The organism is Nocardiopsis sp. CNR-923 (assembly GCF_001942255.1).
Lineage (GTDB): Bacteria > Actinomycetota > Actinomycetes > Streptosporangiales > Streptosporangiaceae > Nocardiopsis.
In genome coordinates, this window is record NZ_MKKC01000075.1 from 25,786 (window position 1) to 48,372 (window position 22,587).

At 72.4% G+C, this 22,587-nt stretch carries 18 protein-coding genes; 8 read left to right on the plus strand and 10 right to left on the minus strand.

Annotation, left to right across the window (positions count from 1 at the left end):
- Positions 1 to 26: 26 nt before the first annotated feature.
- On the minus strand, positions 27 to 446 hold the full coding sequence (locus BJF83_RS28900; RefSeq protein ID WP_262391456.1) for a hypothetical protein: 420 nt from the start codon (positions 444 to 446) through the stop codon (positions 27 to 29).
- 289 nt (positions 447 to 735) lie between these two features.
- Here BJF83_RS28900 and BJF83_RS10335 point away from each other — a divergent pair, with 289 nt between their 5' ends.
- Positions 736 to 921: a hypothetical protein gene (locus BJF83_RS10335; protein ID WP_075926109.1), complete on the plus strand. Its 186-nt coding sequence runs from the start codon at positions 736 to 738 to the stop codon at positions 919 to 921.
- Between the two features lie 153 nt (positions 922 to 1,074).
- The gene (locus BJF83_RS10340) at positions 1,075 to 4,083 is read left to right on the plus strand and encodes a LuxR family transcriptional regulator (protein ID WP_075926110.1); all 3,009 of its coding nucleotides are present in this window, start codon (positions 1,075 to 1,077) and stop codon (positions 4,081 to 4,083) included.
- Positions 4,084 to 4,220: 137 nt separating this feature from the next.
- Here the strand turns inward: BJF83_RS10340 and BJF83_RS28905 are convergent, their stop codons facing one another.
- Both BJF83_RS28905 and BJF83_RS10355 read right to left on the minus strand, forming a co-directional pair.
- Positions 4,221 to 5,657 (minus strand): RNA polymerase sigma factor, encoded by a 1,437-nt coding sequence (locus BJF83_RS28905; protein WP_262391457.1) that lies wholly within the window; start codon positions 5,655 to 5,657, stop codon positions 4,221 to 4,223.
- 129 nt (positions 5,658 to 5,786) lie between these two features.
- Positions 5,787 to 7,574, minus strand: coding sequence for an NAD+ synthase (locus tag BJF83_RS10355; protein ID WP_075926112.1), 1,788 nt, complete (start codon positions 7,572 to 7,574; stop codon positions 5,787 to 5,789).
- Positions 7,575 to 7,800: 226 nt separating this feature from the next.
- Between BJF83_RS10355 and glnA the strand changes: the two genes are divergently transcribed.
- The 3 genes from glnA to BJF83_RS10370 all read left to right on the plus strand — a co-directional run bounded on the left by glnA (position 7,801) and on the right by BJF83_RS10370 (position 11,154).
- Positions 7,801 to 9,162: a type I glutamate--ammonia ligase gene (gene glnA / locus BJF83_RS10360; protein ID WP_187347124.1), complete on the plus strand. Its 1,362-nt coding sequence runs from the start codon at positions 7,801 to 7,803 to the stop codon at positions 9,160 to 9,162.
- A gap of 227 nt (positions 9,163 to 9,389) precedes the next feature.
- Positions 9,390 to 9,659, plus strand: a complete 270-nt coding sequence (locus BJF83_RS10365) for a metal-sensitive transcriptional regulator (protein ID WP_075926114.1) — start codon at positions 9,390 to 9,392, stop codon at positions 9,657 to 9,659.
- Between the two features lie 121 nt (positions 9,660 to 9,780).
- Positions 9,781 to 11,154 carry a rhodanese-like domain-containing protein gene (locus BJF83_RS10370; protein WP_075926115.1) on the plus strand — a complete coding sequence of 458 codons (1,374 nt, stop codon included), beginning with the start codon at positions 9,781 to 9,783 and terminating at the stop codon, positions 11,152 to 11,154.
- A gap of 265 nt (positions 11,155 to 11,419) precedes the next feature.
- Here BJF83_RS10370 and BJF83_RS30475 read toward each other — a convergent pair whose 3' ends face one another.
- From BJF83_RS30475 to BJF83_RS10390, 5 genes are all read right to left on the minus strand, one after another.
- On the minus strand, positions 11,420 to 12,958 hold the full coding sequence (locus BJF83_RS30475; RefSeq protein ID WP_316042246.1) for a LuxR C-terminal-related transcriptional regulator: 1,539 nt from the start codon (positions 12,956 to 12,958) through the stop codon (positions 11,420 to 11,422).
- Positions 12,880 to 14,364, minus strand: coding sequence for an AAA family ATPase (locus BJF83_RS30480; RefSeq protein ID WP_158070353.1), 1,485 nt, complete (start codon positions 14,362 to 14,364; stop codon positions 12,880 to 12,882). The genes BJF83_RS30475 and BJF83_RS30480 overlap by 79 nt, the downstream gene beginning before the upstream one ends.
- Before the next feature lie 93 nt (positions 14,365 to 14,457).
- Positions 14,458 to 15,639 (minus strand): globin domain-containing protein, encoded by a 1,182-nt coding sequence (locus tag BJF83_RS10380; RefSeq protein ID WP_075926116.1) that lies wholly within the window; start codon positions 15,637 to 15,639, stop codon positions 14,458 to 14,460.
- 129 nt (positions 15,640 to 15,768) lie between these two features.
- Positions 15,769 to 16,215 (minus strand): Rrf2 family transcriptional regulator, encoded by a 447-nt coding sequence (locus BJF83_RS10385; protein ID WP_075926117.1) that lies wholly within the window; start codon positions 16,213 to 16,215, stop codon positions 15,769 to 15,771.
- Between the two features lie 43 nt (positions 16,216 to 16,258).
- Positions 16,259 to 17,863 (minus strand): MFS transporter, encoded by a 1,605-nt coding sequence (locus BJF83_RS10390; protein WP_075926118.1) that lies wholly within the window; start codon positions 17,861 to 17,863, stop codon positions 16,259 to 16,261.
- 266 nt (positions 17,864 to 18,129) lie between these two features.
- Here BJF83_RS10390 and panB point away from each other — a divergent pair, with 266 nt between their 5' ends.
- Positions 18,130 to 18,984, plus strand: coding sequence for a 3-methyl-2-oxobutanoate hydroxymethyltransferase (gene panB / locus BJF83_RS10395; protein ID WP_075926119.1), 855 nt, complete (start codon positions 18,130 to 18,132; stop codon positions 18,982 to 18,984).
- Positions 18,985 to 19,181: 197 nt separating this feature from the next.
- Positions 19,182 to 20,222: an LLM class F420-dependent oxidoreductase gene (locus BJF83_RS10400; protein ID WP_075926120.1), complete on the plus strand. Its 1,041-nt coding sequence runs from the start codon at positions 19,182 to 19,184 to the stop codon at positions 20,220 to 20,222.
- 150 nt (positions 20,223 to 20,372) lie between these two features.
- Here BJF83_RS10400 and npdG read toward each other — a convergent pair whose 3' ends face one another.
- Positions 20,373 to 21,068 (minus strand): NADPH-dependent F420 reductase, encoded by a 696-nt coding sequence (gene npdG, locus BJF83_RS10405; protein ID WP_075926121.1) that lies wholly within the window; start codon positions 21,066 to 21,068, stop codon positions 20,373 to 20,375.
- 144 nt (positions 21,069 to 21,212) lie between these two features.
- Positions 21,213 to 21,392: a hypothetical protein gene (locus BJF83_RS10410; protein WP_143831847.1), complete on the minus strand. Its 180-nt coding sequence runs from the start codon at positions 21,390 to 21,392 to the stop codon at positions 21,213 to 21,215.
- Positions 21,393 to 21,511: 119 nt separating this feature from the next.
- On the opposite strand from BJF83_RS10410, the gene map reads away from it, so the two are divergent.
- Positions 21,512 to 22,363, plus strand: a complete 852-nt coding sequence (gene map / locus BJF83_RS10415; protein ID WP_075926123.1) for a type I methionyl aminopeptidase — start codon at positions 21,512 to 21,514, stop codon at positions 22,361 to 22,363.
- Positions 22,364 to 22,587 lie beyond the last annotated feature (224 nt).

The following is a 22,587-nucleotide window of genomic DNA, read 5'->3' on the forward strand; positions in this document are numbered from 1 at the left end:
CCGGACGAGCAGGAGGCACGCCGTGCTCATGAGCCGGTTCCCGCGTCGGCGCCTCCGGGCACGCGCACGCGCAGCACGAACTCGGCCACCTCCCCCTCGGCCACGTCCACCCGCCAGTTCGCGATACCCCCTTCGAGCACCCCCTCGCCGCCGACCTCCACGATCTCCAACTCCTCGGGCACGTGCTGGGCGAGCAGCGCCCCCTCCACCGGTGACACGCCGTCGTTGGCCACGGTCGCCCGGAACTCCGCCTCCTCCCCCGGCAGCGGGTACTCGTCCGGCGCGGTCAACACCAGGCGCACGAGCGCGGCCCGGTCGAGCTCGGCGAGGACGGACCCGCGCCCCGCGGCGTCGTCCCCCTCGTCCGCCCACGCTGGCCCCCCGGACACCGCGACGGCCAGCGCCGTGGTCGCCGCCCATCGGCTCCCCCGCGCGATCCAACCCATGTCTCCCCCTCGTTCGCACTCCTCGACAGCACCAGACAACTACGGGCGGCCGTCCAAACACGTGCGGTGACACGCCCGGGTGGCGACGCACGTTGCTCGCCGCCGCCGTGCTCCGTCCCCGACCGGCGTCGGTCCCCGAACCGGCCCCGTCTTAGACGGGTCTTAGGGTTCGGCGGGCCGCCGTGCGGACAAGACTGGGATTCCTCCCCATGCGCGCCGGGTGTTCTTAGGGCGATCGTTGACTCCAGACGCGGAACACCGGGTTCCGCCGGACGGGGAGAGAACCACCGTGCTGCACAGCGAGCTCATGTACGCCAACGCCCAGTCCATGACGAAGGAGCGGCTGCGGGAGATCGAACACGTCCGGGCCGCGCGCGCGGCCCGGGCCCGGGAGCGGACCAGACTCCGGGAGGAGCGCCGCCGCGGCCAGCGGACCCGACAGGACCGCGAGGGACGCTTCGGTCGGGCCGCGTGATCGCCGAACGGCTTGGGGCGCAGAGCGCTGGGACCCGCCCGGCCGTGGCACCTGCCCGGGACCGCGGTCCGGTCTGAGCACCGGCCGGGGACGCTCGTGCGCGCGCGAGTCCGGGGAGGGACGACGCCGGTCGGTGCGGACGCCGACGGCATAATGGGCGTTATGCCCCTTCTCGTACAGCCCAACGCCACTTTCGTCGGCAGGGAGAGCCAGCTCCGTCTCCTCCGGGAGCACGCCCGACGAGCGCACACACAGGCGCCGGGGACGGTCCTGGTCGGCGGGGACGCCGGGGTGGGCAAAAGCCGTCTGGTCAGCGAATTCGTCGCCACCCTCCCGGAGGGAACGGTCTTCGTCGGCGGCTGCCTCCAGCTGGGCGTCGACGGGCTGGCCTACGCGCCGTTCACGGCGGTGCTGCGCCAGTTCCTCCGCGAGCGCGGGCGCGCGGTGTTCGAGGCGGCCGCCCCGGGCGGGGTCGGCGAGTTCGCCCGGCTGCTGCCGGAACTGGGCGAGGTCGCAGTGGAGCGGCCGGAGGGCCGGGGCATCCTCTTCGAGCAGATACTGCGGCTGTTGACCCAGGCGGCGCGGGACGGCGGCGTCACCGTCGTCCTGGAGGACCTGCACTGGTCCGACAGCGCCACCCGCGACCTGATGGTCTTCCTGGTCCGCAACCTGGACGAGCCCGGGGTGCAGCTGGTGGCCACCTACCGCAGCGACGATCTGCACCGCACCCACCCGCTGCGCCGACTCCTGCCCGAACTCGAACGGCTTCCGGGCGTGCACCGCCTCCGGTTGGAACCGTTGAGCCGGTACGAGGTCGGCCTCCAGGCGGCGGCGATCCGCGGCGCCGAGCTGACGCCGGACGAAGTCGACGGGCTCTATCGGCGCACCGACGGCTTCCCGCTCTTCGTGGAAAGCCTGGCCGGTGCGGTGGATCTCTCCCACGGAGAGCGTCCCGACGTCCCGGACCACTTCCGCGACCTTCTCCTGGAACCGCTGCACCGGCTCGATGAGACCGCCGTGTCGGTCCTTCGGGTCGCGTCGGTGGGCGCGGTGTCCGGCGACGTCGAGCACGAGATGCTCTACCACGCCGCCGAACTACCCGAACGCGACCTGGAGGACGCGTTGCACACGTTGGTCGACGCCAACGTCCTGCGTGCCGGCCGCACCGGCTACCGCTTCCGGCACGCCCTGCTGCGCGACGCCGTGCACAGCGAACTGCTGCCCGGCCCGCACGCCCGGCTCCATCTGCGCTTCGCCCAGCTCATCGACGCCTATCCCGAATCGGTGCCCGCCGACCGCCGCGCCGCCGAGCAGGCCCACCACTTCATGGCCGCCCAGGAGCTGCCGCACGCGCTCCAGGCGTCCTGGTGGGCGGCCGTGCGCGCCGGGGAGGCCCTCGCCGCCGGTGAGGAGCTGGCCATGCTGGAGCGCGTCCTGAGCCTGTGGGCCCGGGTTCCGGACGCTCGGGAACGGGTCCAGGGCCGCACCTGGGCGGAGGTGATGAGCCTGGCGGCGGGGGCGGCCCTGGGCGCCGACCGTCACGCTCGGGCCCTGGAACTCGCCGACGAGGCCCTGGCCGTCCTGCCGCACGACGAGGACGACCACACCCGGATGGTCCGGGCCGTGCTGCTGCGCCGACGCGGCCAGGCGCGCGCCCACGACCCCGACGGCGGGGGCGTCCTCGACCTGGTGCGGGCACTGGAACTGCACCCGCCGCACATGCCGGGGTACGGGCTGTTGCTGTCCATCCTGGCCCGCGAGAGCCTGCTCTACCGCGTCGACCGCGAACCGGGGCCGGACCAGCGGCGGCTGGCCGATCTGGCCGAGGCCGGACTGACCGCGCAGGAGCTCGCGGAATCGGCCCTGCGGCTCGCCGAGCGGTCCGACTCACCCGGCGACAGCTGCGCGGCCACCGACGCCAGGATCACACTGGGCGGACTGTTCATGTCCACGGGCGACCCGGAGCGGGGGCGGCCGATGCTCCAGGAGGGCATCCGTCGGGCCGCGGCCAACGCCGACCCCGGGCTGGAGGCCCGCGGCGCGGGCAACCTCGGACACTTCCTGCGTGAGCTCGGGCGACACCGGGAGGGTCTGGAGGTGCTGGAGGAGTCGCTCGCGCGGCACGCCGCGCTCGGGTGGGCGTCGGTGCACAGCACGTTCAACAACCAGAACCGGGCCGAGATCCTCTTCGAGCTCGGTGACCTGGCCCGGGCCCGCGAGATCGTCACCGCCACCAGGCACGTCGGTCGCGGTTCCAAGAACCGCTGGTACATCCAGCCCGTGGCGGCCAGGACGGCCGCCGCCATGGGGGACCTGGCCGCGGCCCGGCGGGCGGCCGGCCCGGAGGAGCGATCTCGGGTCCTGACCGCCCAGCGCATGAACCTCGTCCAGTTGTCGGCACTGGCGCAGCTGGAGACTGATCTGGCGGAGGGCGCCGTGGACGAGGCCCTCGACCTGTCAGAGAAGGTGCTGGAGAAGGTGGCTCTGGCGGCCGGTCCGGGGTATTCGTGGCCGCTGGTGGAGGTGATGGCCGAGGCGGCGCAGCTCGGCCTGGATCCCGGCAGGCCCCCCGGGACCGCCGACCGGGCCCGGCGGGTGCGCGCGCTGGCGGGCGAGGTCGCGGCCGCGATGCCGGTCACCGGGCCGGTGCAAAGGGCCCACGCCGCCTCGTGCGCTGCCCGCTTCGCGGTGATCGACGGCGCCGAACCGGGGCGGGCCCTGACCGCTTGGCGCACGGCCGTGACGGACTGGGAGCGGACGCCGATGCCGCTGTACCTGGCCCGCGCACGTCTGTGCGCGGCCGAGTGGGCCGTACGGGCCGGCGACCGGTCCGGTGCGGCGCGGGACATGCGCCAGGTCCACGCCGCGGCCGTCGCCCGCGGCGCCGAGCCGCTCGCCCGCGCCGCCGCCGACCTGGCGCGCAGGCTCGGCACGGCCCTGTCCGAGGGGGCGGGACCGCCCGCCGCTCCGGCCGGGCTGACCGCACGCGAGACGGAGGTGGCGCGGTTGCTGGCGGTCGGGAGCACCAACGCCCAGATCGCGGAGGCGCTGTTCATCGCCCCCAAGACGGCAAGCGTCCACGTGTCCAACATCCTGGGCAAGCTGGGGGTGGCCAACCGGGCCGCGGCCGGTGCGCGCGCCCGCGAACTGGGACTGGTCTGACCGCACCCCAGTGGGGGGGAGACCCGCCGACGGTCCGCACACGGCACGGCCGCGCCAGGACCGACGCGGGAGGGACGGGTGCGTGCCCCCGCACGCACCCGCCCCTCAATCGTTCGGACCAGGTCAGCTCGGCTCGGTCACGAAGGCCAGGACCTGGCCGGGCCCCCACAGGACGACGTCGTCCACGAGCCACTCGTCACCGACCTCGTCGCGCCCGGCGTGCGCACCTCACCGGACTCAGACGTCGGGTCCTGACGGTACTCGACGATCTCCTGGTCGATCTCGGCCAGGGTGGTCCGCAGTTCCCCGACGCTCATGTCGCTGAGGTCGACGCCCTCCAGGGCCTCGCCCGCCTCGGTCGGCGCGTTCGAGCTGTCGTACTGCTCGTCGGGCTGCGCCTTGCGGCCGAACACCAGCTCGATCGGGTCGGCGTAGTCCTGCGGGATCTTCACGCCGACCGGGCAGGCGCCACCCGAGACGATGGTGCACTCGGACGACTCGATGACCTCCACCTGCCGGTTGTCCGTCTCCTCACCGGCGGTGTCGCCATCCATGTACACCAGGGTGCCTTCGAGCGTGGGCGAGGCGGGCACGAAGCGCAGGTCGACGTCGAGGCCGTGCTCGGCGAACTCGGCGGCGTAGCGCTCGGCGTCGGCGGTCGGGTCCAGGACCTCGGCGACGACCAGGCCGTCGTCCACGCTGATGTCCAGGACGGCGGCGTCGGCGGTGGACGGCCCCAGTCCGGTCCCGTCCTCGGACGGGGAGAGCAGGACGGTGGCGGCGACGGCGCCGAGGGCGAGGGCGCCGGTGATCGGCGCGGCGATGAGGAGTCGTCGGGTTCGGGGGGGCATGGGCACGGTGGCCTCCTGTGTGTGAGTGGTGATCATCGAACGCAACTCCCGCGCGGCGGGCGCCGCGGGGTCGAACGACGCGTCCACCGCCGGGCGGAGCCTGGCCACGGCTCGGTCGGTCCGGTCGTCGGTCATCACACCGCTCCTCTCGCTGTGACGGTTGGTGGAGGGGTCGCCGTGTCGAGGTGGCCGAGGTCCACCCCGGCCTTGCGCAGGGCGCGGGCGAACCGGCCGCGCGCCTGTGCAGGCGAACGCGGGCGGTGCCGCGCGAGCACCCCAGCACCACGCGATCTGTGCGGCGTCCAGGTGCTCCCATCCCACGAGGGAGAGGATCTCCTGGTCCCGCTCCGGCAGGGAGCGGAACACCGCGCCGATCTCGCCGAGGTCCGCGTCGCGGTTTTCGGGCGGAGCCACGGTCACGGCACGCAGGTCGGTCCGCAGCCGGGCGGCCAGCGCGTTGCGGCGCCGGACGCCGCGGCGGTGGTTGGAGAGCACGTTGCGCGCCACTCCGAAGACCCACGGCCGGGCCTGGTCCCCGGGGGGGACGTCGTCGATCCGCGTCCACACCGCGGTGAAGACGTCGGCGACCAGGTCGGCGGCGTAGTCCGTGTCCTCCGTGCGGCGGAGCAGGTAGCCGAGCACGTCACCGAACGTGGTGTCGTAGAGCTTCTCGAAACGCGCGACTGCCTCACGTCCGGAACGGCCCGGGTGTTGTCGGGGCAACGCGACCCCTCTTTCATCGGTGGTGGTGCGTCCTTCACCACCACACATGTCCGGACCCGGCGCGGCGTTACGGGCAAGCGGAAAGAACCGGAGAACTCCATCCGGATCTGGTCGAGGAGAGGCGTGGGCTCAGACCGTCCAGCGGTTGGTGATGGGCAGCCGACGGTCACGGCCGAGGTTGCGGGAGCTGATCTTGGTCCCGGGGGCGGACTGGCGCCGCTTGTGCTCGGCGCGGTCGACCAGGCTGATGACCCTGCGGACGAGGTCCGGGGCGAAACCGGCGAAGATCAGCTCGGCCTCGCCCTTGTCGGTGCCGATGTAGGCGTCCAGGACCGCGTCGAGGAGGTCGTAGTCGGGCAGTGCGTCACTGTCGAGCTGGTCGGGCCGCAGTTCCGCGCTGGGGGGTTTGGCGATGGAGTTCTCCGGGACGGGCGGGATCCGGCCGTGGCGCGCGGCGTCGGCGTTGCGCCAGCGCGCGAGGTCCCACACCAGGGTCTTCCAGCAGTCCTTGATCGGCGCGAACCCGCCCACGGAGTCTCCGTAGAGGGTGGAGTACCCGGTGGCGGACTCGCTCTTGTTGCTGGTGGCCAGGACCAGGTGGCCCTCCTGGTTGGACAGGCTCATGAGCAGGGTTCCGCGCACACGTGCCTGCAGGTTCTCGGCGGCGAGTCCGTCCAGCGGCGCCCCCACGTCCGCCGAGGCCCGCTCGTAGGCCGTGACCACGGGGGCGATGGGTACGGTCCGGGTGGTGAACCCCTGCCGTCTGGCGAGCTCCCGCGCGTCGCCGACGGAGTGTCCGCTGGAGTGCGCGCTGGGCAGCAGGAGGCCGTGGACCCGGTCGGCGCCCAGCGCCTCCACGGCGATGGTCGCGACCAGCGCGGAGTCGATGCCGCCGGAGACGGCGACCAGGACGGAGGAGAACCCGTTCTTGGCCACGTAGTCGCGCAGTCCCACGACCAGCGCGCGGTACACCTCGCCGATGTCGGACAGCGGATCGGGCCTGGGCGTGACGGTGTTCCCCCGTGGAGGGTAGGGGGTGACCGGCGTGTCGGAGAGCGTGTGGCGGACCACCCGCAGACCGTCGACCCGGGTGCCGTCGGGCGCCCCGGCCTCGGACCGGTCGGGAAGGTCGAGATCGGCCACGAGCAGGGTCTCGTCGAACTGGGGGGCGCGCGCCAGGAGCTCGCCGTCGGCGTCCACGACCAGGGAGTCGCCTTCGAAGACGAGGTCGTCCTGGCCGCCGACCATGTTCACGTAGGCCAGCGCGGCGCCGGTCTCGCGCGCGCGCCGCTGGCACAGTTCGAGGCGCACGTCGTCCTTGTGCCGCTCGTAGGGCGAGCCGTTGACGGAGAGCACGAGGTCGACACGGGCGGCACGGGCGGCCGTGACCGGTCCGGCCTCCCGCCACAGGTCCTCGCACACGACCAGGGCCACGTCGACCCCGTGGACGCGCAGGACGGGCAGGGTGTCGCCGGGGACGAAGTAACGGAACTCGTCGAAGACGCCGTAGTTGGGCAGGTGGTGCTTGGCGGAGGAGAGCACCGACCGCCCCCGGTGCAGGACGGCGACCGCGTTCTGCGGGGCTCCGGCGGGCAGACCTCCGTGCGGCGCGAACCCGGTGGGCGCCGCCCCCTCCCGCCGGGAGAGGTGTCCCACGACGACCGGGAGGTCCCCCAGTCCCGCGCGGTCCAGGTCGGCGGCGAGTTCGCGGGTGGCACGGATGGAGGCGGACACGAAGGAGTTGCGCAGGGCCAGGTCCTCGACCGGGTAGCCGGTGACGACCATCTCGGGCAGGGCCACGAGGTGGGCGCCCTCCTCGGCGGCCCGCCGGACGGCCCCGACGACCATGCGGCGGTTCCCCGCCAGGTCGCCGACGGTGGGGTTGACCTGGGCGAGTGCGATCCTCAGCTGTGCCACGCCTTCGAGGGTAGCCGCCGCGTGGCGCGCACGTGGACTGCGGTTCCGCCGACCCGGGAGCGGTCATAATGCGAGTGCGGGGGCACGATGTCACCGCCCCCGGCGGCACGTGCGGAAATACCCCGGAAATATGCGCACGGCAGACTGGGTCTGGGACACTGTGTCCGGCTTGGCTCCGCGCTGGCGGACCGGGATCGGGACTGACCGGCATCGAGGAAGGTTGATCGTGAATCGACAGCAGGAATTCGTGCTCCGCACGTTGGAGGAGCGCGACATCCGGTTCGTGAGGCTGTGGTTCACCGACGTGCTCGGGTACCTCAAGTCCGTGGCCGTGGCTCCGGCCGAACTGGAGGCCGCCTTCACCGAGGGCATCGGTTTCGACGGCTCGGCGATCGAGGGCTTCGCCCGTGTGTACGAGGCCGACATGCTCGCCCAGCCGGACCCCTCGACGTTCCAGGTGCTGCCCTGGCGCAACGAGCCGCACGGCACCGCCCGCATGTACTGCGACATCCTGATGCCGGACGGCTCGCCGTCGTCGGCGGACCCGCGACACGTGCTCAAGAGACAGCTGGGCAAGGCCTCGGACCTGGGGTTCACCTTCTACACCCATCCCGAGATCGAGTTCTACCTGCTCAAGAAGTTCCCCGAGCACGGGGAGTTCCCCGAGCCGAACGACTCGGGCGGCTACTTCGACCACACCCCGCACAACAGCGCGCACGACTTCCGGCGCAACGCCATCAACATGCTGGAGGCCATGGGCATCTCCGTGGAGTTCAGCCACCACGAGGGCGGCCCGGGCCAACAGGAAATCGACCTGCGCTACGCCGACGCGCTCACCACCGCCGACAACATCATGACCTTCCGGCTCGTGATGAAGGAGGTGGCGATGGAGCAGGGCGTGTACGCCACCTTCATGCCCAAGCCGTTCACCGAGTACCCGGGGTCGGGCATGCACACGCACCTGTCCCTGTTCGAGGGCGACCGCAACGCCTTCCACGAGCCGGGCGCCGAGTACCAGCTGTCCAAGGTGGGCCGGGGGTTCATCGCCGGTCTGCTGCGGCACGCCGACGAGATCACCGCCGTGACCAACCAGTGGGTGAACTCCTACAAGCGGCTGTGGGACGACCCGGCCGCCTCCGCCGGAGCCGGCGGCGAGGCGCCCGCCTACATCTGCTGGGGCCACAACAACCGGTCCGCCCTGGTGCGGGTCCCGATGTACAAGCCCGGCAAGTCCAACTCCAGCCGGATCGAGATCCGCTCCATGGACACCGCCTGCAACCCGTACCTGGCCTACGCGGTGATCCTGGCGGCCGGGCTCAAGGGCATCGAGGAGGGCTACGAACTGCCCCCGGGCGCCGAGGACGACGTGTGGGCGCTCACCGACTCCGAACGCCGCGCACTGGGCATCCGCCCGCTGCCGCAGAGCCTGGACGAGGCGCTGCGCATCATGGAGAACAGCGAGTTGGTCGCCGAGACCCTGGGCGAGCACGTCTTCGACTTCTTCCTGCGCAACAAGAGGGCGGAGTGGCACTCCTACCGTCGCCAGGTCACCCCGTACGAGCTCCAGCGGTACCTGCCCACGCTCTGAGTCCGCGGCCGCCTCCCGGGGCCCTGCGCCCCGGAGCGGGGGCGGATTCAACGGGTCCTCGCAACACCTCGTTGATCAGACGAGCGTACGCAGACGCTCGGCTGGAGTCTTCCAGCCGAGCGTCTTGCGTGGACGCCCGTTCCGGACGACGTGGTCCGCGTCGCTCCTCACCCAGCGCGAAGTGGATACGGGTGGGGGTATGTTGTGATCAACGGATCTGGTCGACAGTGGAACTGAAGCCGGAGACGGTCAAGGACGCGCTCACCCGGCTGCGCCGCGCACAGGGGCAGCTGAACGGCGTGATCTCGATGATCGAGGAGGGCGAGGACTGTGCGGACGTGCTCCGGCAGCTCGCCGCGGTGTCCAAGGCGCTGGACCGCGCCGGGTTCACGACCGTGGCCACCGGCATGCGACACTGCGACGCCGCCCGGGAGCGCGGAGAGGAGCCGCCCATGACCGAGACGGAACTGGAAAGGCTCTTCCTGGCACTGGCCTGACGGCCGGGGCGTCTCCGTCGACACCCGCGCCGGCGGACACGACGGGGATGTGCCTACCCCCGGGTGTATATCTCGCTCGCTCGCCGATACCCCGGGAGTGTTTCCGGCACGAGGAGCGTCGATGATCTTCGCCCAGTACTACCTCGACTGCCTGTCCCAGGCCTCCTACCTCGTCGGCGACGAGACGACCGGCAGGGCGGTGGTCGTCGACCCGCGCGTCGACGTCGACGAGTACCTCGACGACGCGCGCGGGCAGGGCCTGACCGTCGAGGGTGTGATCAACACGCACCTGCACGCCGACTTCATCTCCGGCCACTTCGAGATCGCCGAGCGCACCGGCGCGTGGATCGGCTACGGGGACCGGGCCGAGACCCGCTTCCCGGTCCGGCGCCTCGCCGACGGCGAACGCGTCGGCCTCGGCGACGTCACCCTGGAGATCCTGCACACCCCAGGGCACACACCCGAGTCCATCAGCGTCCTGGTGTACGAGCACGCCGGCGACGCCGTCCCGTACGGGGTCCTGACCGGGGACGCGCTGTTCGTCGGGGACGTCGGCCGTCCGGACCTGGTCGCCTCGTTCGGCCACGCCCCCGAGACGCTCGCCCCGATGCTCTACGACTCGGTGCACCGCAAGCTCATGTCCCTTCCGGACCGCACGCGCCTGTTCCCGGCCCATGGCGCGGGCAGCGCGTGCGGGAAGAACCTGTCGACCGAGCGTTGGTCCACCATCGGCGACCAGCGAGCGAGCAACTACGCGTGCCAGCCGATGGACGTCGACACGTTCGTCGCGCTGGTCACCGAGGGGCAGGAGGCCGTCCCGGCCTACTTCCCCTACGACGCCGCCCGCAACCGTGAGCTGCGCGCACCGGTCGACCTGGACGCCCTGACCCGCCCTCTGGGACGGGACGCGTTCCTGCGCCCCCGCGCGCAGGGCGCGGTCGTGGTCGACGCACGCGACCAGCGGGCGTTCGCCGCCGGACACCTGCGCGGAGCGATCAACATCGGGATCGACGGCCGCTTCGCCGAAACCGCCGGGATGGTCGTCGAGCCCGGCCGGGACATCCTCATCGTGGCCGACCCGGGCCGCGAGCGCGAGGTCGTCACCCGTCTGGCCCGCGTCGGTCTGGAGACCGTCGCCGGATACCTCGCGTCACCGGAGGCCGCCATGGCCTCGATCCCCGGCCAGGTGCAGCGCGCACCCCGTGTGGAGGCCGCCGACCTGCTCCGCCGCCTCGGGGAGCCCGACGCGCCGCTCGTGCTCGACGTGCGCGGCGCGGCCGAACGGGAGTCCGGAGCGATCAAGGGGTCCGTCCACATCCCGATGGCGGAACTGGCCTCCCGCGCGGACGAGCTTGCGAGGGACCGCGCCACGGTGGTGCACTGCGCGGGGGGCTACCGTTCCAGCGTCGCCGCCAGCTACCTGCGCAGCCGGGGCCGCGACGGTGTGTCCGACCTCATCGGCGGGTTCGAGGCCTACCGGGCCGTCGCGGCCTGAGAGAGGGAGGAGGGTCGGGCGCCCGATCGACGCCGATACCGGCGCCGTCCTCCTGGACGTTCGCACCCCGGCCGCGTACGAGACCGCCCCCCGTCCACGGCCCCGTGAACCTTCCCCCGGGTCTGGTCCGACGCCATCCGGCGCGGTCCGCACGCTCGTGCTGGGCGCCTCGGCGACCAACGGCTGCGACCTGGACGACGCCCGAACGCTGGGCCGGGGGCGCGACGTGCTGTCCGGGGACGTGTGCCGTGACCCGCCGCGGACGTCAGCCGACGCCGAGTTCGCGGGCGCGCACGGCGGCGGCGTTGCGGTTGGACACCCCGAGTTTGGCCATGAGGTTGGTCACGTGCACGCTGACCGTCTTGGCCGAGATGGACAGCGCCAGGCCGATCTCCCGGTTGGTGCCGCCCTTGGCGACCTCGGCGAGCACCTGCGCCTCGCGCCGGGTGAGTCCTGCGGGCGGGACCGACGCCGCGCGCGCCGGACGGGCGCCGCTCTCCAGTGCGCGCACGGCCCCGTCCACCAGACCGTGACGCACCCGCAGGAGCGCCGCCTGACGGCCCACGAACGTGAGACCGCAGCGCGCCGCCGTCGCGTCCGCGTCGGCGAGGTGGGCGGCGGCACGGCGGCGGTCACCTGCGCGCAGGGCGGCACGGACGGCCGCCAGCAGGATCTCGGCACGGTGCAGCGTCCGCCCCTGTGCCGCGGCCAACTCCAGTGCTGCCGCGCAGGACGCCAGAGCCTCCTCGTGGTCCTCGGCGACCAGTCCGCCGAGGTGCTCCGCGGCCAGTCCGCGGCCGGGATGGTCCCGCTGCGTGCGCAGGCGGTCCCGAGCCTCGCGTGCCGACGTGAGGATGTCCCCCACCTCCTCGCGCCGCCGCGCGTCCTCGGCGACAACGACCGCGACCTCGGCGATGTGGGGGAGCGTGAAGGCGTACAGGTCCTCCGGGAGGCGCCACAGGTAGGCCGTCGCGCGGTCCAGCAGGTCGCGGGCGAGTCCGAGTGCCTCCTGCGGGCGCCCCTCGTGCAGGGCCAGCCGCATCGAGTTCACGTGGAAGGGCAGGTATTCGGTCGGTGAGCTGCTGCTCTCGGGCAGCAGCCGACGGAACTCCGCCATGGCCGCCCGCAGCCGGTCCACGTCCCAGCGGTGGAAGGCGACCTCCATCACCACGGTCAACGCCCTGGACTGGACCACGGAGTCGCCGGTGATCCGGTCCAGGAACGGCTCGACCTCCTCCAGGCGTCCCTCGGTCAGGCGGGACACCGCCATAGCGTAGAGGAACGGACCGCTCTGGGTGCGCGCGAGTCCCGACTCCGCACAGCGCCGCAGCCCCTCCACCGCGTTGGCTGCGGCCTCCTCGACGCGGCCGAGGTGCTGGAGCGCGCCGCCCCGGTTGACCAGCCCGCGCAGCTCCACCGTGACGAAGCCGTGCTCACGGGCGAGCGCGACGCCCTGGTCCAACAGCTCCAGCCCCTGTCCGCCGTCCCGGGACTGGGCGAGGGTGCCCAGGGTGATCAGCGCGTCCGCCTCGCTTCGGCGATCGCCCAGGACCCGGGCCAGGGAGAGCGCACGGGCGGCGGAGCGTCGTGCTTCGTCGGCGTGGCCGCGCATCATCAGCGTGGCGGCAAAGGTGGCTCCGATCGCGGCCCGGCGCGGATGCCCGGGTGGAATGACCATGAACGCGTCGCCCAGGTCCTCCAGGGCGCCGTCCCGACCCAGCTCCTTCAACGCCTGGGCGCGCGCGTGCCGGAGTCCGGCGATGAGTTCCGCATCGGCCGGGCGGGGCGCTCCCGAGTCGTGCAACCCCGTGACCCCGAGTTCGCGCAGACCGTCCGTCGCGTGGGCGACGCGCGGCGCAGCGAGCCGGCCACCAGCGACACCTCGGCGGCCCGGCGCAGCACCTCTCCCCGCGGCTGGCCCACCCGCTCCGCGGCGTCGGGAACCCTGTCCCACAGCTCCAGGACCCGTTCGAGCAGCGCCAGGTGCTCGGGGTGGCCGACCGCGTCGGCCGCGTGGTCGGCGGCACGCCATGCGCAGGTCAGCGCGAGCGGCTGGTCGCGCGCCTCGTGGGCGTGGTGGGCGAGCTGGATCGCCCGCTCCGCCGCCGACAGGCCGACCACGCCCCGTTCCAGGGCCTCGGCGTAGCGGCGGTGGGCGCGGACGCGCTCGCCGGGCATCATGTCGGTGTGGACGGCCTCGGCGAGCAGGGCGTGCCGGAAGGAGTACCCGGTCGCGGTGGCGCGGAGCACCTGGGCGTCGACGGCTGGCCGCAGGGCTCGGTCGAGGTCCTCCTCGCTGGTGCCCGCCCGTCGCGCGACCGCCGCCAGAAGCGTGTGCTCGACGTGTTCGCCTCCGGTGGCGACCAGGCCGAGCAGGCGGCGCGTGGCGTCGGGCAGTGTCTCGACCGCGGCGAGCAGGAGATCACGGGGGCCGTCCGGGAGACCGGCTCCGATGAGGTCGGGGACGGCCAGGAAGGATTCGACGAACAGCGGGTTGCCGCCGCTGCGTTCGTAGAGCAGGTCCACGTCGCCGGGGGCGAGCGCGTATCCGCGCAGCACGGCCGCCTGGGCGGCCACCTCGTCGCGGGAGAGCGGACCGAGGTCGAGCCTTCCGACCCGGGGCAGGCGCTGGAGCTCGGGCAGCAGACGGCGCAGGGGGTGGGTGCGGTGCAGGTCGTCGGTGCGCAGGCTCACCAGCAGGTGGAGGGGGGCCGGGCCCAGGTTGCGCAGCAGGAAGACGAGCAGGTCGCGGGTGGAGGCGTCGGACCAGTGCAGGTCCTCGACGGCCACCACGAGGCCGTCCGGGCGGGCGCACTCCTCCAGGAAGGTGAGAACCGCCTCGAAGAGCCGGGCGCGGTTCTCGTCAGCGGGGTCCGGACGCTCGCCGAGTTCGGGGACCAGCCGGGACAGTTCGCGGTTGTGCGCGGTGGACGGCCGCTCCTCCTCCTGCCGGGCGAGCTGGCGCAGCAGAGTGGTGAAGGGCGCGAACGAGACACCGTCCGTGCCCATTTCGAGGCATCCGCCGACGGCGGCGCGGGCCAGCGGGGTGCGACGCAGGTACTCGTCGACGAGCCGGGTCTTGCCGACCCCCGCGTCGCCGCGGATCAGCACCGCCCTGGCCCCGTCCTCGCGGGCGCGGCGCGCGTCGTCGGTGAGCCGGGCAAGGTGGTGGTCGCGGCCTACGAAGGCCGAGGCGTGGTGGTCCAGCATGCCGCCCAGTATGTCGGTTTCGTACACCGGACGGCACTGCCTGGACCGCACCGGACACGGCGCGCTTCGCGTCCGGCTCCGGCTTGGCCGAACTCAGTCGAGGCCGAGCCACAGGTCGGGGCCGAACACCTCGTAGTGGACGCTGCGCGCCGGTACGCCCGCGGCCAGCACCTGGGCGCGCACATCGCGCATGAACGGCAGCGGGCCGCACAGGTAGACCTCGCAGTCCTCGGGCAGGTCCACGCCGCTCAGGTCCATGCGCCCGGACCCGTCTGCCTCCCCGCTCTCGTACCAGGTGAGCAGGTCGGCGCCGGCGATCCGTTCGGCCAGGGCCGCCGTCTCCTCCCGGTGCGCGTGGTCGTGCGCCGACCGGTCGGCGTGCAGGACGAGGACGCGCCGCTCCGGGTCGTGTTCGGCGATGTGGCGCAGCATCGCCAGCATGGGGGTGCAACCGATTCCGGCGGATGCCAGCACGACGGGGCGGGCGTCGTCCGAGAGCGTGACGTCTCCGGCGGGGGCGGACACCTCCAGCGCCTCCCCGACGCGCACGGTCTCGTGCACGAGGGTGGAGACCTCCCCCTCGGGGACCTCCCGTGCGCGTACGCGCTTGACGGTGATCGCCCGCCGTCGCCCCTCCGCGCCGGTCAGGGTGTACTGGCGTGCCTGCCGGACGCCGTCGGGCATCCGCAGCCGCACGCTCACGTACTGGCCGGGACGGAAGTCCGGGGCGGGTCCGTCGTCCTCGGGTTCGAGGGTCAGGGAGATCGCGTCGCGGGTCAGTTCCCGGCGCTCGACCACGCGCCACACGCGCCACACGTCGCCTCCGTCGAGGCCGGCGCGCGCGTACAACCGGGCCTCCAGAGCGGTGAGGGCGCCGGCCATGAGCCAGTACACCTCGTCCCACGCGGCGACCACCTCCGAGGACGCCGCGTCGCCGAGGACCTCGGCGATGGCGCCGAACAGGTACTTGTGCACGATGACGTACTGGTCGTCGGTGACGCCGACCGAGACGTGCTTGTGGGCGATCCGCGAGAGCAGGGCGTCCGGCCGCTCGTCCGGGTGCTCCAGGAGCGCGGTGGCGAACGCGGCGATCGATCCTCCGAGCGCCCGGCGCTGTTCACCGGTGGCCTGGTTGCCGCGGTTGAAGAGCCCGTCGAGCAGTTCGGGCCGGTCGCCGAGCATCGACGCGTAGAAGCGGCTGGAGATCTCGTCCATCGCCTCGGTTACGACCGGGATGGTGGCCCGGATGACGGTCGCCGACTCGGTGGAGAGCATGGGTCCTCCGTAAGTTGTCAGGTGGCCCGGGCAGGACGCCCGGACACAGAAAATTAGCATCTGAGATGCATATTAAAATCGCTCCGCGGACATCGCGCACCGGGGTCCACGAACCCGAGAAGAAGCAGCTCAGAACGGGCTTCGAGGAGGATCCAACAGGGTCAGGACGTCGTGGGTCGGCTGCGTCACGAGGGATTGCACGCTCACGCCGTCCAGCGACGCGTAGAAGGCCTCGCGGGCCTCACGCAGGACCGAGCGCAACCGGCACGCGGCCCTGAGGGGGCAGGGCGGGTCGTCCTCGCAGCCCGCCAGGTCCCCGTAGCCCTCCAGGTCCCGGACGATCTCGCCCACCGACGCGCGTCGTCCCCGATCGGTGAGCAGCAGGCCGCCGCCCCGGCCCCGGCGCGCCTCCACGATCCCCGTCTCGGACAGGCGGGCCACAGCCTTGGCCATGTGGGTGTAGGGCACGGCGAGCATCCCCGCGACGGTCCTGGTGGTCAGGAGTTCGCCCTCCCCGGCCACCGCGAGCCGCATGACGAGTCGCAGGGAGACGTCGGTGAAGGCGGTCAGGCGCATGCCCCCACGGTAGTCGCGACCGGCTCCCGCCGCCCACGCCGCGTCAGCCGGCGGACTCCTCCCCGCGTCCGTGCGCGACCACCGCCGACCGTGTCCGCCCCTCGGCGGGCTGGTGGCGGCCGACCTCACGCGGCATCCAGATGAGCACCACGGCCAGACCGAGCAGTCCGATCGTCAGCGAGACGAGGGCGGCCAGGTGCAGCCCGGACATGAACGCCTCCTCGGCCGGGGCCACGAGTGCGCTGCCCTGCTCTCCGGCGTGACGGGCGACCGCCAGGGTGCCCTCGATCGACTCCCCCGCCGCGTGCAGGTCCTCGGGGCGGGTGTCGGCGGCCCCCTCCGCGAACGCGTCGAGCGCGGGAGAGATCTCAGCGCGGTAGCGGGTGGAGATCACCGCGCCCAGGACCGCGACCCCCAACGCCGTCGCGATCTGCCGGACCGTGTTCTGCACCGCCGAGGCCGCGCCGGCCTTGCCCGGCGGGACCGCGGACATGATCGCGTCGGTGGCCGGGGTCAGCACGCTCGCCATCGCCGCGGTCTGGAGGAAGAACACCACGAGGATGAGCGGGACCGGTGTGTCCTGGCTGAGCCGGCTGAAGAACACGAAACTCCCGCACGCCACCAGGACGCCGATCGCGGCGACCCAGCGCGGACCCGCCCACCGCACGAGCGTCGGGCTCAGCGGAGCCATGATCATCTGGCTCACGGCCGAGGGCAGCACCAGCATCCCGGCGACGAACGGCGTGAACTCGCGCACGCTCTGCCAGTAGAAGCTGAGGAAGAAGATGATCCCCGCCATGCTGAAGAACAGCACCATGACGACGGCGATCGCGACACTGAACCGGGGCTCTCGGAAGAACCGCACGTCCAGCGAGGGGTCGGGGGTGCGCGACTCGTGCACGAGGAAGGCCGCGAGCAGGGCCGCACCCGCCAGGAGCGCTCCGTACACGTCCCAGTCGGCCAGCGACGCCCGCTCGCCCGCCGTGATGATGCCGTAGACGAACAGCACCAGGCCCGGAACGGACAGCACCACGCCCACCACGTCCGGCCGTCCGGGGTCCGGGTCGCGCGACTCCGGGATGAGGAGGAACGCCAGAGCCAGCCCCAGCAGGACGAACGGCACGTTGATGAGGAAGATCGACCCCCACCAGAAGTGCGCCAGCAGCAGTCCGCCCGCCGTCGGTCCGATCGCCAGGGCCAGACCCCCCGCACCCGCCCAGATCCCGATCGCCCGGCCGCGCTGCTCGGGCGGGAACACGTGGGTGACGATCGACAGCGTCTGCGGCATCACCATGGACGCGCCCAGCCCCATCGCGGCCCGGGCCAGGATGAGTTGGTCGGGTGAGACCGCGTAGGCCGAGCCGGCCGACGCCGCCCCGAACACCACCAGGCCGCACACCAGCAGGCGGCGGCGCCCCCAGCGGTCGCCCAGCACCCCGAAGGTGAACAGCAGACCGGCGAAGACCAGCGTGTAGGAGTTGATCGCCCACGCCAGTTCCGACTGGCTCGCCCCGACCCCGATCTCGGGGTCCGACAGCGTCCGCAACGCGACGTTGAGGATCGTGTTGTCGGCGACGATCACCAGCAGACAGATGACGAGCACCGCGAGGGCACCCCACCGACGACGATACGCGGTCTGTTCGTCCACGTCCCACCTCCACCCAGGGCTCCACGGAATGATCCCATGCGCCGATCCGGTTGTATCCCAAGGAATGCGGCGAATCGGCGGCATGCGATGATGCTGGCGTGCGGCGCCGGTCGCCCACCGCACGGTGGTGCGGCTCCCGCTCCGCACGTGCGGGGTCCCGCTGGGACCCACCGGCCCTCAGGGCTGCCCCGCGTGCGCGCGGGACGATCTCATCCACACGTCCGGGGACACCACACGGTGCTTCGAGACCACGGAGGAAGAACATCATGACCACCTCAGTCCAGCCCCCCTCTGACGGCAAGACCCTGTACGGCGGGGTCACCAGTCGGCGCGTCACCGTCCGCGACCTGGCCGCGGCCAAGAGGCGCGGCGAGCGCTGGCCGATGCTGACCGCCTACGACGCCCTCACCTCCCGGATCTTCGACGATGCGGGGATCCCCGTCCTGCTCGTCGGCGACTCCGCCGCCAACGTCGTCTACGGCTACGACACCACGCTGCCGGTGACCATGGACGAGCTGGTGCCGCTGACCGCGGCCGTGTCCCGTTCCACGCGGCGGGCCCTCGTCGTGGCAGACCTGCCGTTCGGCGCCTACCAGGGCTCGCCCCAGCAGGCCCTGGAGTCGGCGACCCGGTTCATGAAGGAGGGCCGCGCCCAGGCGGTGAAACTGGAGGGGGGCCACGCGGTGGCCCACCAGGTCGAACTGCTGGTCTCTGCCGGGATCCCGGTCATGGGGCACATCGGCCTGACCCCCCAGTCCGTGAACACCCTCGGCGGCTACCGGGTCCAGGGACGGGGGGAGTCCGCCGCCACTCTGCTCAAGGACGCCAAGGAGCTGGAGCGGGCGGGCGCGTTCTCGGTCGTGCTGGAGTGCGTGCCCTCCGACCTGGCCGCCCAGATCACCGAACAGCTGAGCATCCCGACCATCGGCATCGGCGCGGGTCCGTCCACGGACGCCCAGGTGCTGGTGTGGCAGGACATGGCCGGCCTCAGCCCGAAGGTGGCCAAGTTCGTCAAGACCTACGCCAACCTCGCCGAGACGCTGCGTGAGGCGGCCTCGGGCTTCGCCGACGAGGTCGTGGGCGGCGTCTTCCCCGAGGAACGCCACTCCTACGCCAACTGATCCGAGCCGGATTCGGCTCCGGTCGATCCGATCCGCCGGTCGGTGCACCCGCTCCGACCGGCGGTGTCGTGTCCGATGCCTTCCCGGACCCGCTTCCAGAGTGTGAGGCGGGCTGCTTTCCGAACGGTACTCGGTAGTACAGTCGCTGCGTACCCAGCACCGACACGGGCCGGGGACCGGCCCTCCGGGGAGGACAGATGCGCATTTCCATGCCGCTCCAGTACGCGGGCGAGCCCAAGGCCGCCGTGGAACAGGTGGTCGAACTGGAGAAGGCCGGCCTGGACACCGTGTGGGTGGCAGAGGCCTACGGGTTCGACAGCCCCACCCTCATGGGCTACATCGCCGCCCGCACCGAGACGGTGGCGATCGGGTCGGCCATCCTTCCGCTGTACACCCGTACGCCGAGCCTGGTGGCGATGACCGCCGCGGGACTGGACGACCTCTCCGGGGGCCGCGCCATCCTCGGCCTGGGCGCGAGCGGCCCCCAGGTGATCGAGGGATGGCACGGCGTCCCCTACACCAAGCCCCTGGCGCGCACCCGCGAGACGATCGAGATCTGCCGCAAGATCTGGGCGCGCGAGGAGCGCCTCACCCACGACGGATCCGTCTTCCAGCTCCCGCTCCCCGCGACCGAGGGCATCGGGCTCGGCAAACCCCTCAAGATCATCAACCACCCCGTGCGCCCCGACATCCCCATCTACGTCGCGGCGTTGGGTGAGAAGAACGTCCAGATGACCGCGGAGACCGCCGACGGCTGGCTGCCCCACCTGTTCGTCCCGGAGAAGTCCGAGCAGGTGTGGGGGGAGGCCCTCGTGAAGGGGCGCTCCAAGCGCGACCCCTCCCTGGGAGACCTGGAGATCGCGGCCGGAGGCCTGCTGGCCATCGGCGAGGGCGAGGACACCAAGCGGCTGCTCGACTTCGTGCGCCCGATGATCGCGCTGTACGTGGGCGGCATGGGCGCCAAGGGCAGGAACTTCTACAACACCCTGGCGCGCCGGTACGGCTACGAGGAGGCCGCGGAGACGATCCAGGACCTGTACCTGGACGGGCGCAAGGACGAGGCCGCCGCGGCGGTGCCGGACGAGTTCGTCGAGTTGACCAACATGGTCGGTCCGGAGTCCTACGTGCGCGAGCGCGTGGAGGCGTTCCGGGCGGCGGGCGTGACCCAGCTCAACGTGACCCCGATCGGCGAGAACCCGACGGCGCTCGTCGACAAGGTCAAGGGCTGGGTGTCCTGACCCACCGCCGGACCGCCGCGCGCACGCGGCCGGTCGGGTCCGGACCCGACCGAACGTCCGTGGGGCGTTCGGTCGGGTCGAACCCGCGATCCTCGCACGTCCCACGGCGGGAGGAAGCCCGTCGATCGCCTCCCTTCGGGGAGGGGACGGTCAAAGCCCCGTGATCCGAATGCCCGCGTGCGTCCTGTACCGGCGGTTGACCGCGATGAGGTTGGCGGTGAGCGCCTCGACCTGGTGGGCGTTGCGCAGCCTGCCGCCGAAGACACCGCGCACACCGGGGATCCGCTCGGCCAGGGCCCGCACCTCGTCGGTGGCCGTGCGGTCCTCGCCCAGCACCAGCACGTCGAGGTCGACGGTGTCCACGTCCGGGTCGAGCAGGACCACCGCGGACACATGGTGGAAGGCGGCGGTCACCCGGCTGTCCGGCAGCACGTCGGCGGCCTGCTGGGCGGCGCTGCCCTCGCGGACCTCCAGCGCGTAGGGGCCGCGCCTGTCGAAACCGAGCGGGTTCACGCAGTCCACGACGATCTTGCCCGCCAGGACGTCCGCCAGGCCGACCAGCAGTTCGCGGTGTCCGGCCCACGGCACGGCGACGATGACGATGTCGCCGGCCGCGGCGGCCTCGGCGTTGGACAGGCCGCTGACGTCGATCTCCCTCTTCTCCGCCGCGACGAGTTCGGCGGCGGCGGTCGCGGCCCGCTCGGCGCTGCGGGAGCCGATGAGGACGGTGTGCCCGGCCAGGGCGAACCGGCGGGCCAGCCCCCGCCCCTGGTCACCCGTGCCACCGAGGACGGAGACCGTCCTGTCCGCGATGTCGGCGCCCTCTGGCGTGGTCGGTTCGGTCATGGGGTTTCCTCCCGGACGGGGCGGTCGGTGTCGGGCCTGGGCGTCGCGGCGCACGCCGCGACGCTCCCCCGCCGTGCGCGGCGGGGGTCACGCGCCGATCCTGCCAGAGGTGGGCGCGGCCGGGCACGCGCGACCCCGCCCCTCTCAGCGGTCCTCCCCGTCCTCCCACTCCTCGTTGCGCTCGGCCGCGATGGCGAGCGCCCGTGCCGCCGTGGTCTCGTCCTCGTAGGGCCCCATGCGCTCCCGGTTGGGACAGCCCGCCCCCTGTTCGACGCGCATGTGCTTCAGGCAGTACCACCAGTCACCCGTGTGCGGTTTGCTCACCGTCACCCGCCTCCCGTCGTCCGTGCCCCGCACCTACCCGTCGCGGGGCACCCCTCACACCCGTGGGCACCGGATCGCCGAACTCGGACGGTGGTGGGCACGAACTACAATCTGTGCCCATGACTCCTCCGCTGGTTCCTGGGCGCATCTCGCCACAACGTTCGGTTCCCTCCCACATCGTCCGGCCGGAGTACGTCGGACGGAAGCACCCGGTCGAAGGTGTCCTGGGGGACGTGCAGACGCCCGAGACCATCGAGCGGATGCGCGAGACGGGACGGATCGCCGCCCGGGCGCTCCAGGAGGTCGGCAAGCACGTGCAGCCGGGGGTGACCACGGACGAGCTCGACCGGATCGGCCACGAGTTCCTGCTCGACCACGGCGCCTACCCCAGCACCCTCGGCTACAAGGGCTACCCGAAGTCGCTGTGCTCCTCGCTCAACGAGGTCATCTGCCACGGAATCCCCGACGACACCGTGATCTCCGACGGCGACATCGTCAACATCGACATCACCGCCTACAAGGACGGCGTGCACGGCGACACCAACGCCACGTTCCTGGCGGGGGACGTGTCCGAGGAGAACCGGCTGCTGGTGGAGCGGACCCGCGAAGCGACCGCGCGCGCGATCAGGGCGTGCCGTCCGGGCCGCCGGATCAACGTCATCGGCCGGGTCATCGAGTCCTACGCCAGGCGCTTCGGGTACGGCGTGGTCCGCGACTTCACCGGTCACGGGGTGGGCCCGGAGTTCCACTCAGGCCTGGTGATCCCGCACTACGACGACCCGCGCGCGGACACGGTCATGGTGCCGGGCATGACCTTCACCATCGAGCCCATGATCACGCTGGGCGGAGTGGAGTACGACATGTGGGACGACGGGTGGACCGCGGTGACGGCCGACCGGTCGTGGACGGCCCAGTTCGAGCACACGCTCGTGATCACCGACTCCGGCGCGGAGATCCTCACCCTTCCCTAGGCGGGCCGCGGACCCATACCCTGCTGCGCGACGCCCCGGCACGACTCTCCCCGCGTTCTCCCCAGTCGCAAGGACCCCGCCCTCACTCCTTCTTCGGCCTTGCGCGAGCCGCACCGGACACGCCGCTCCCTACGCGCGGCGGCCACGGCACACGCCCCGGTGAGTGGGCCACGGACGCGCCCGGCCGCGCGAGCCCCAGCACGGCTCTGGCCGTGTGCCCGCCG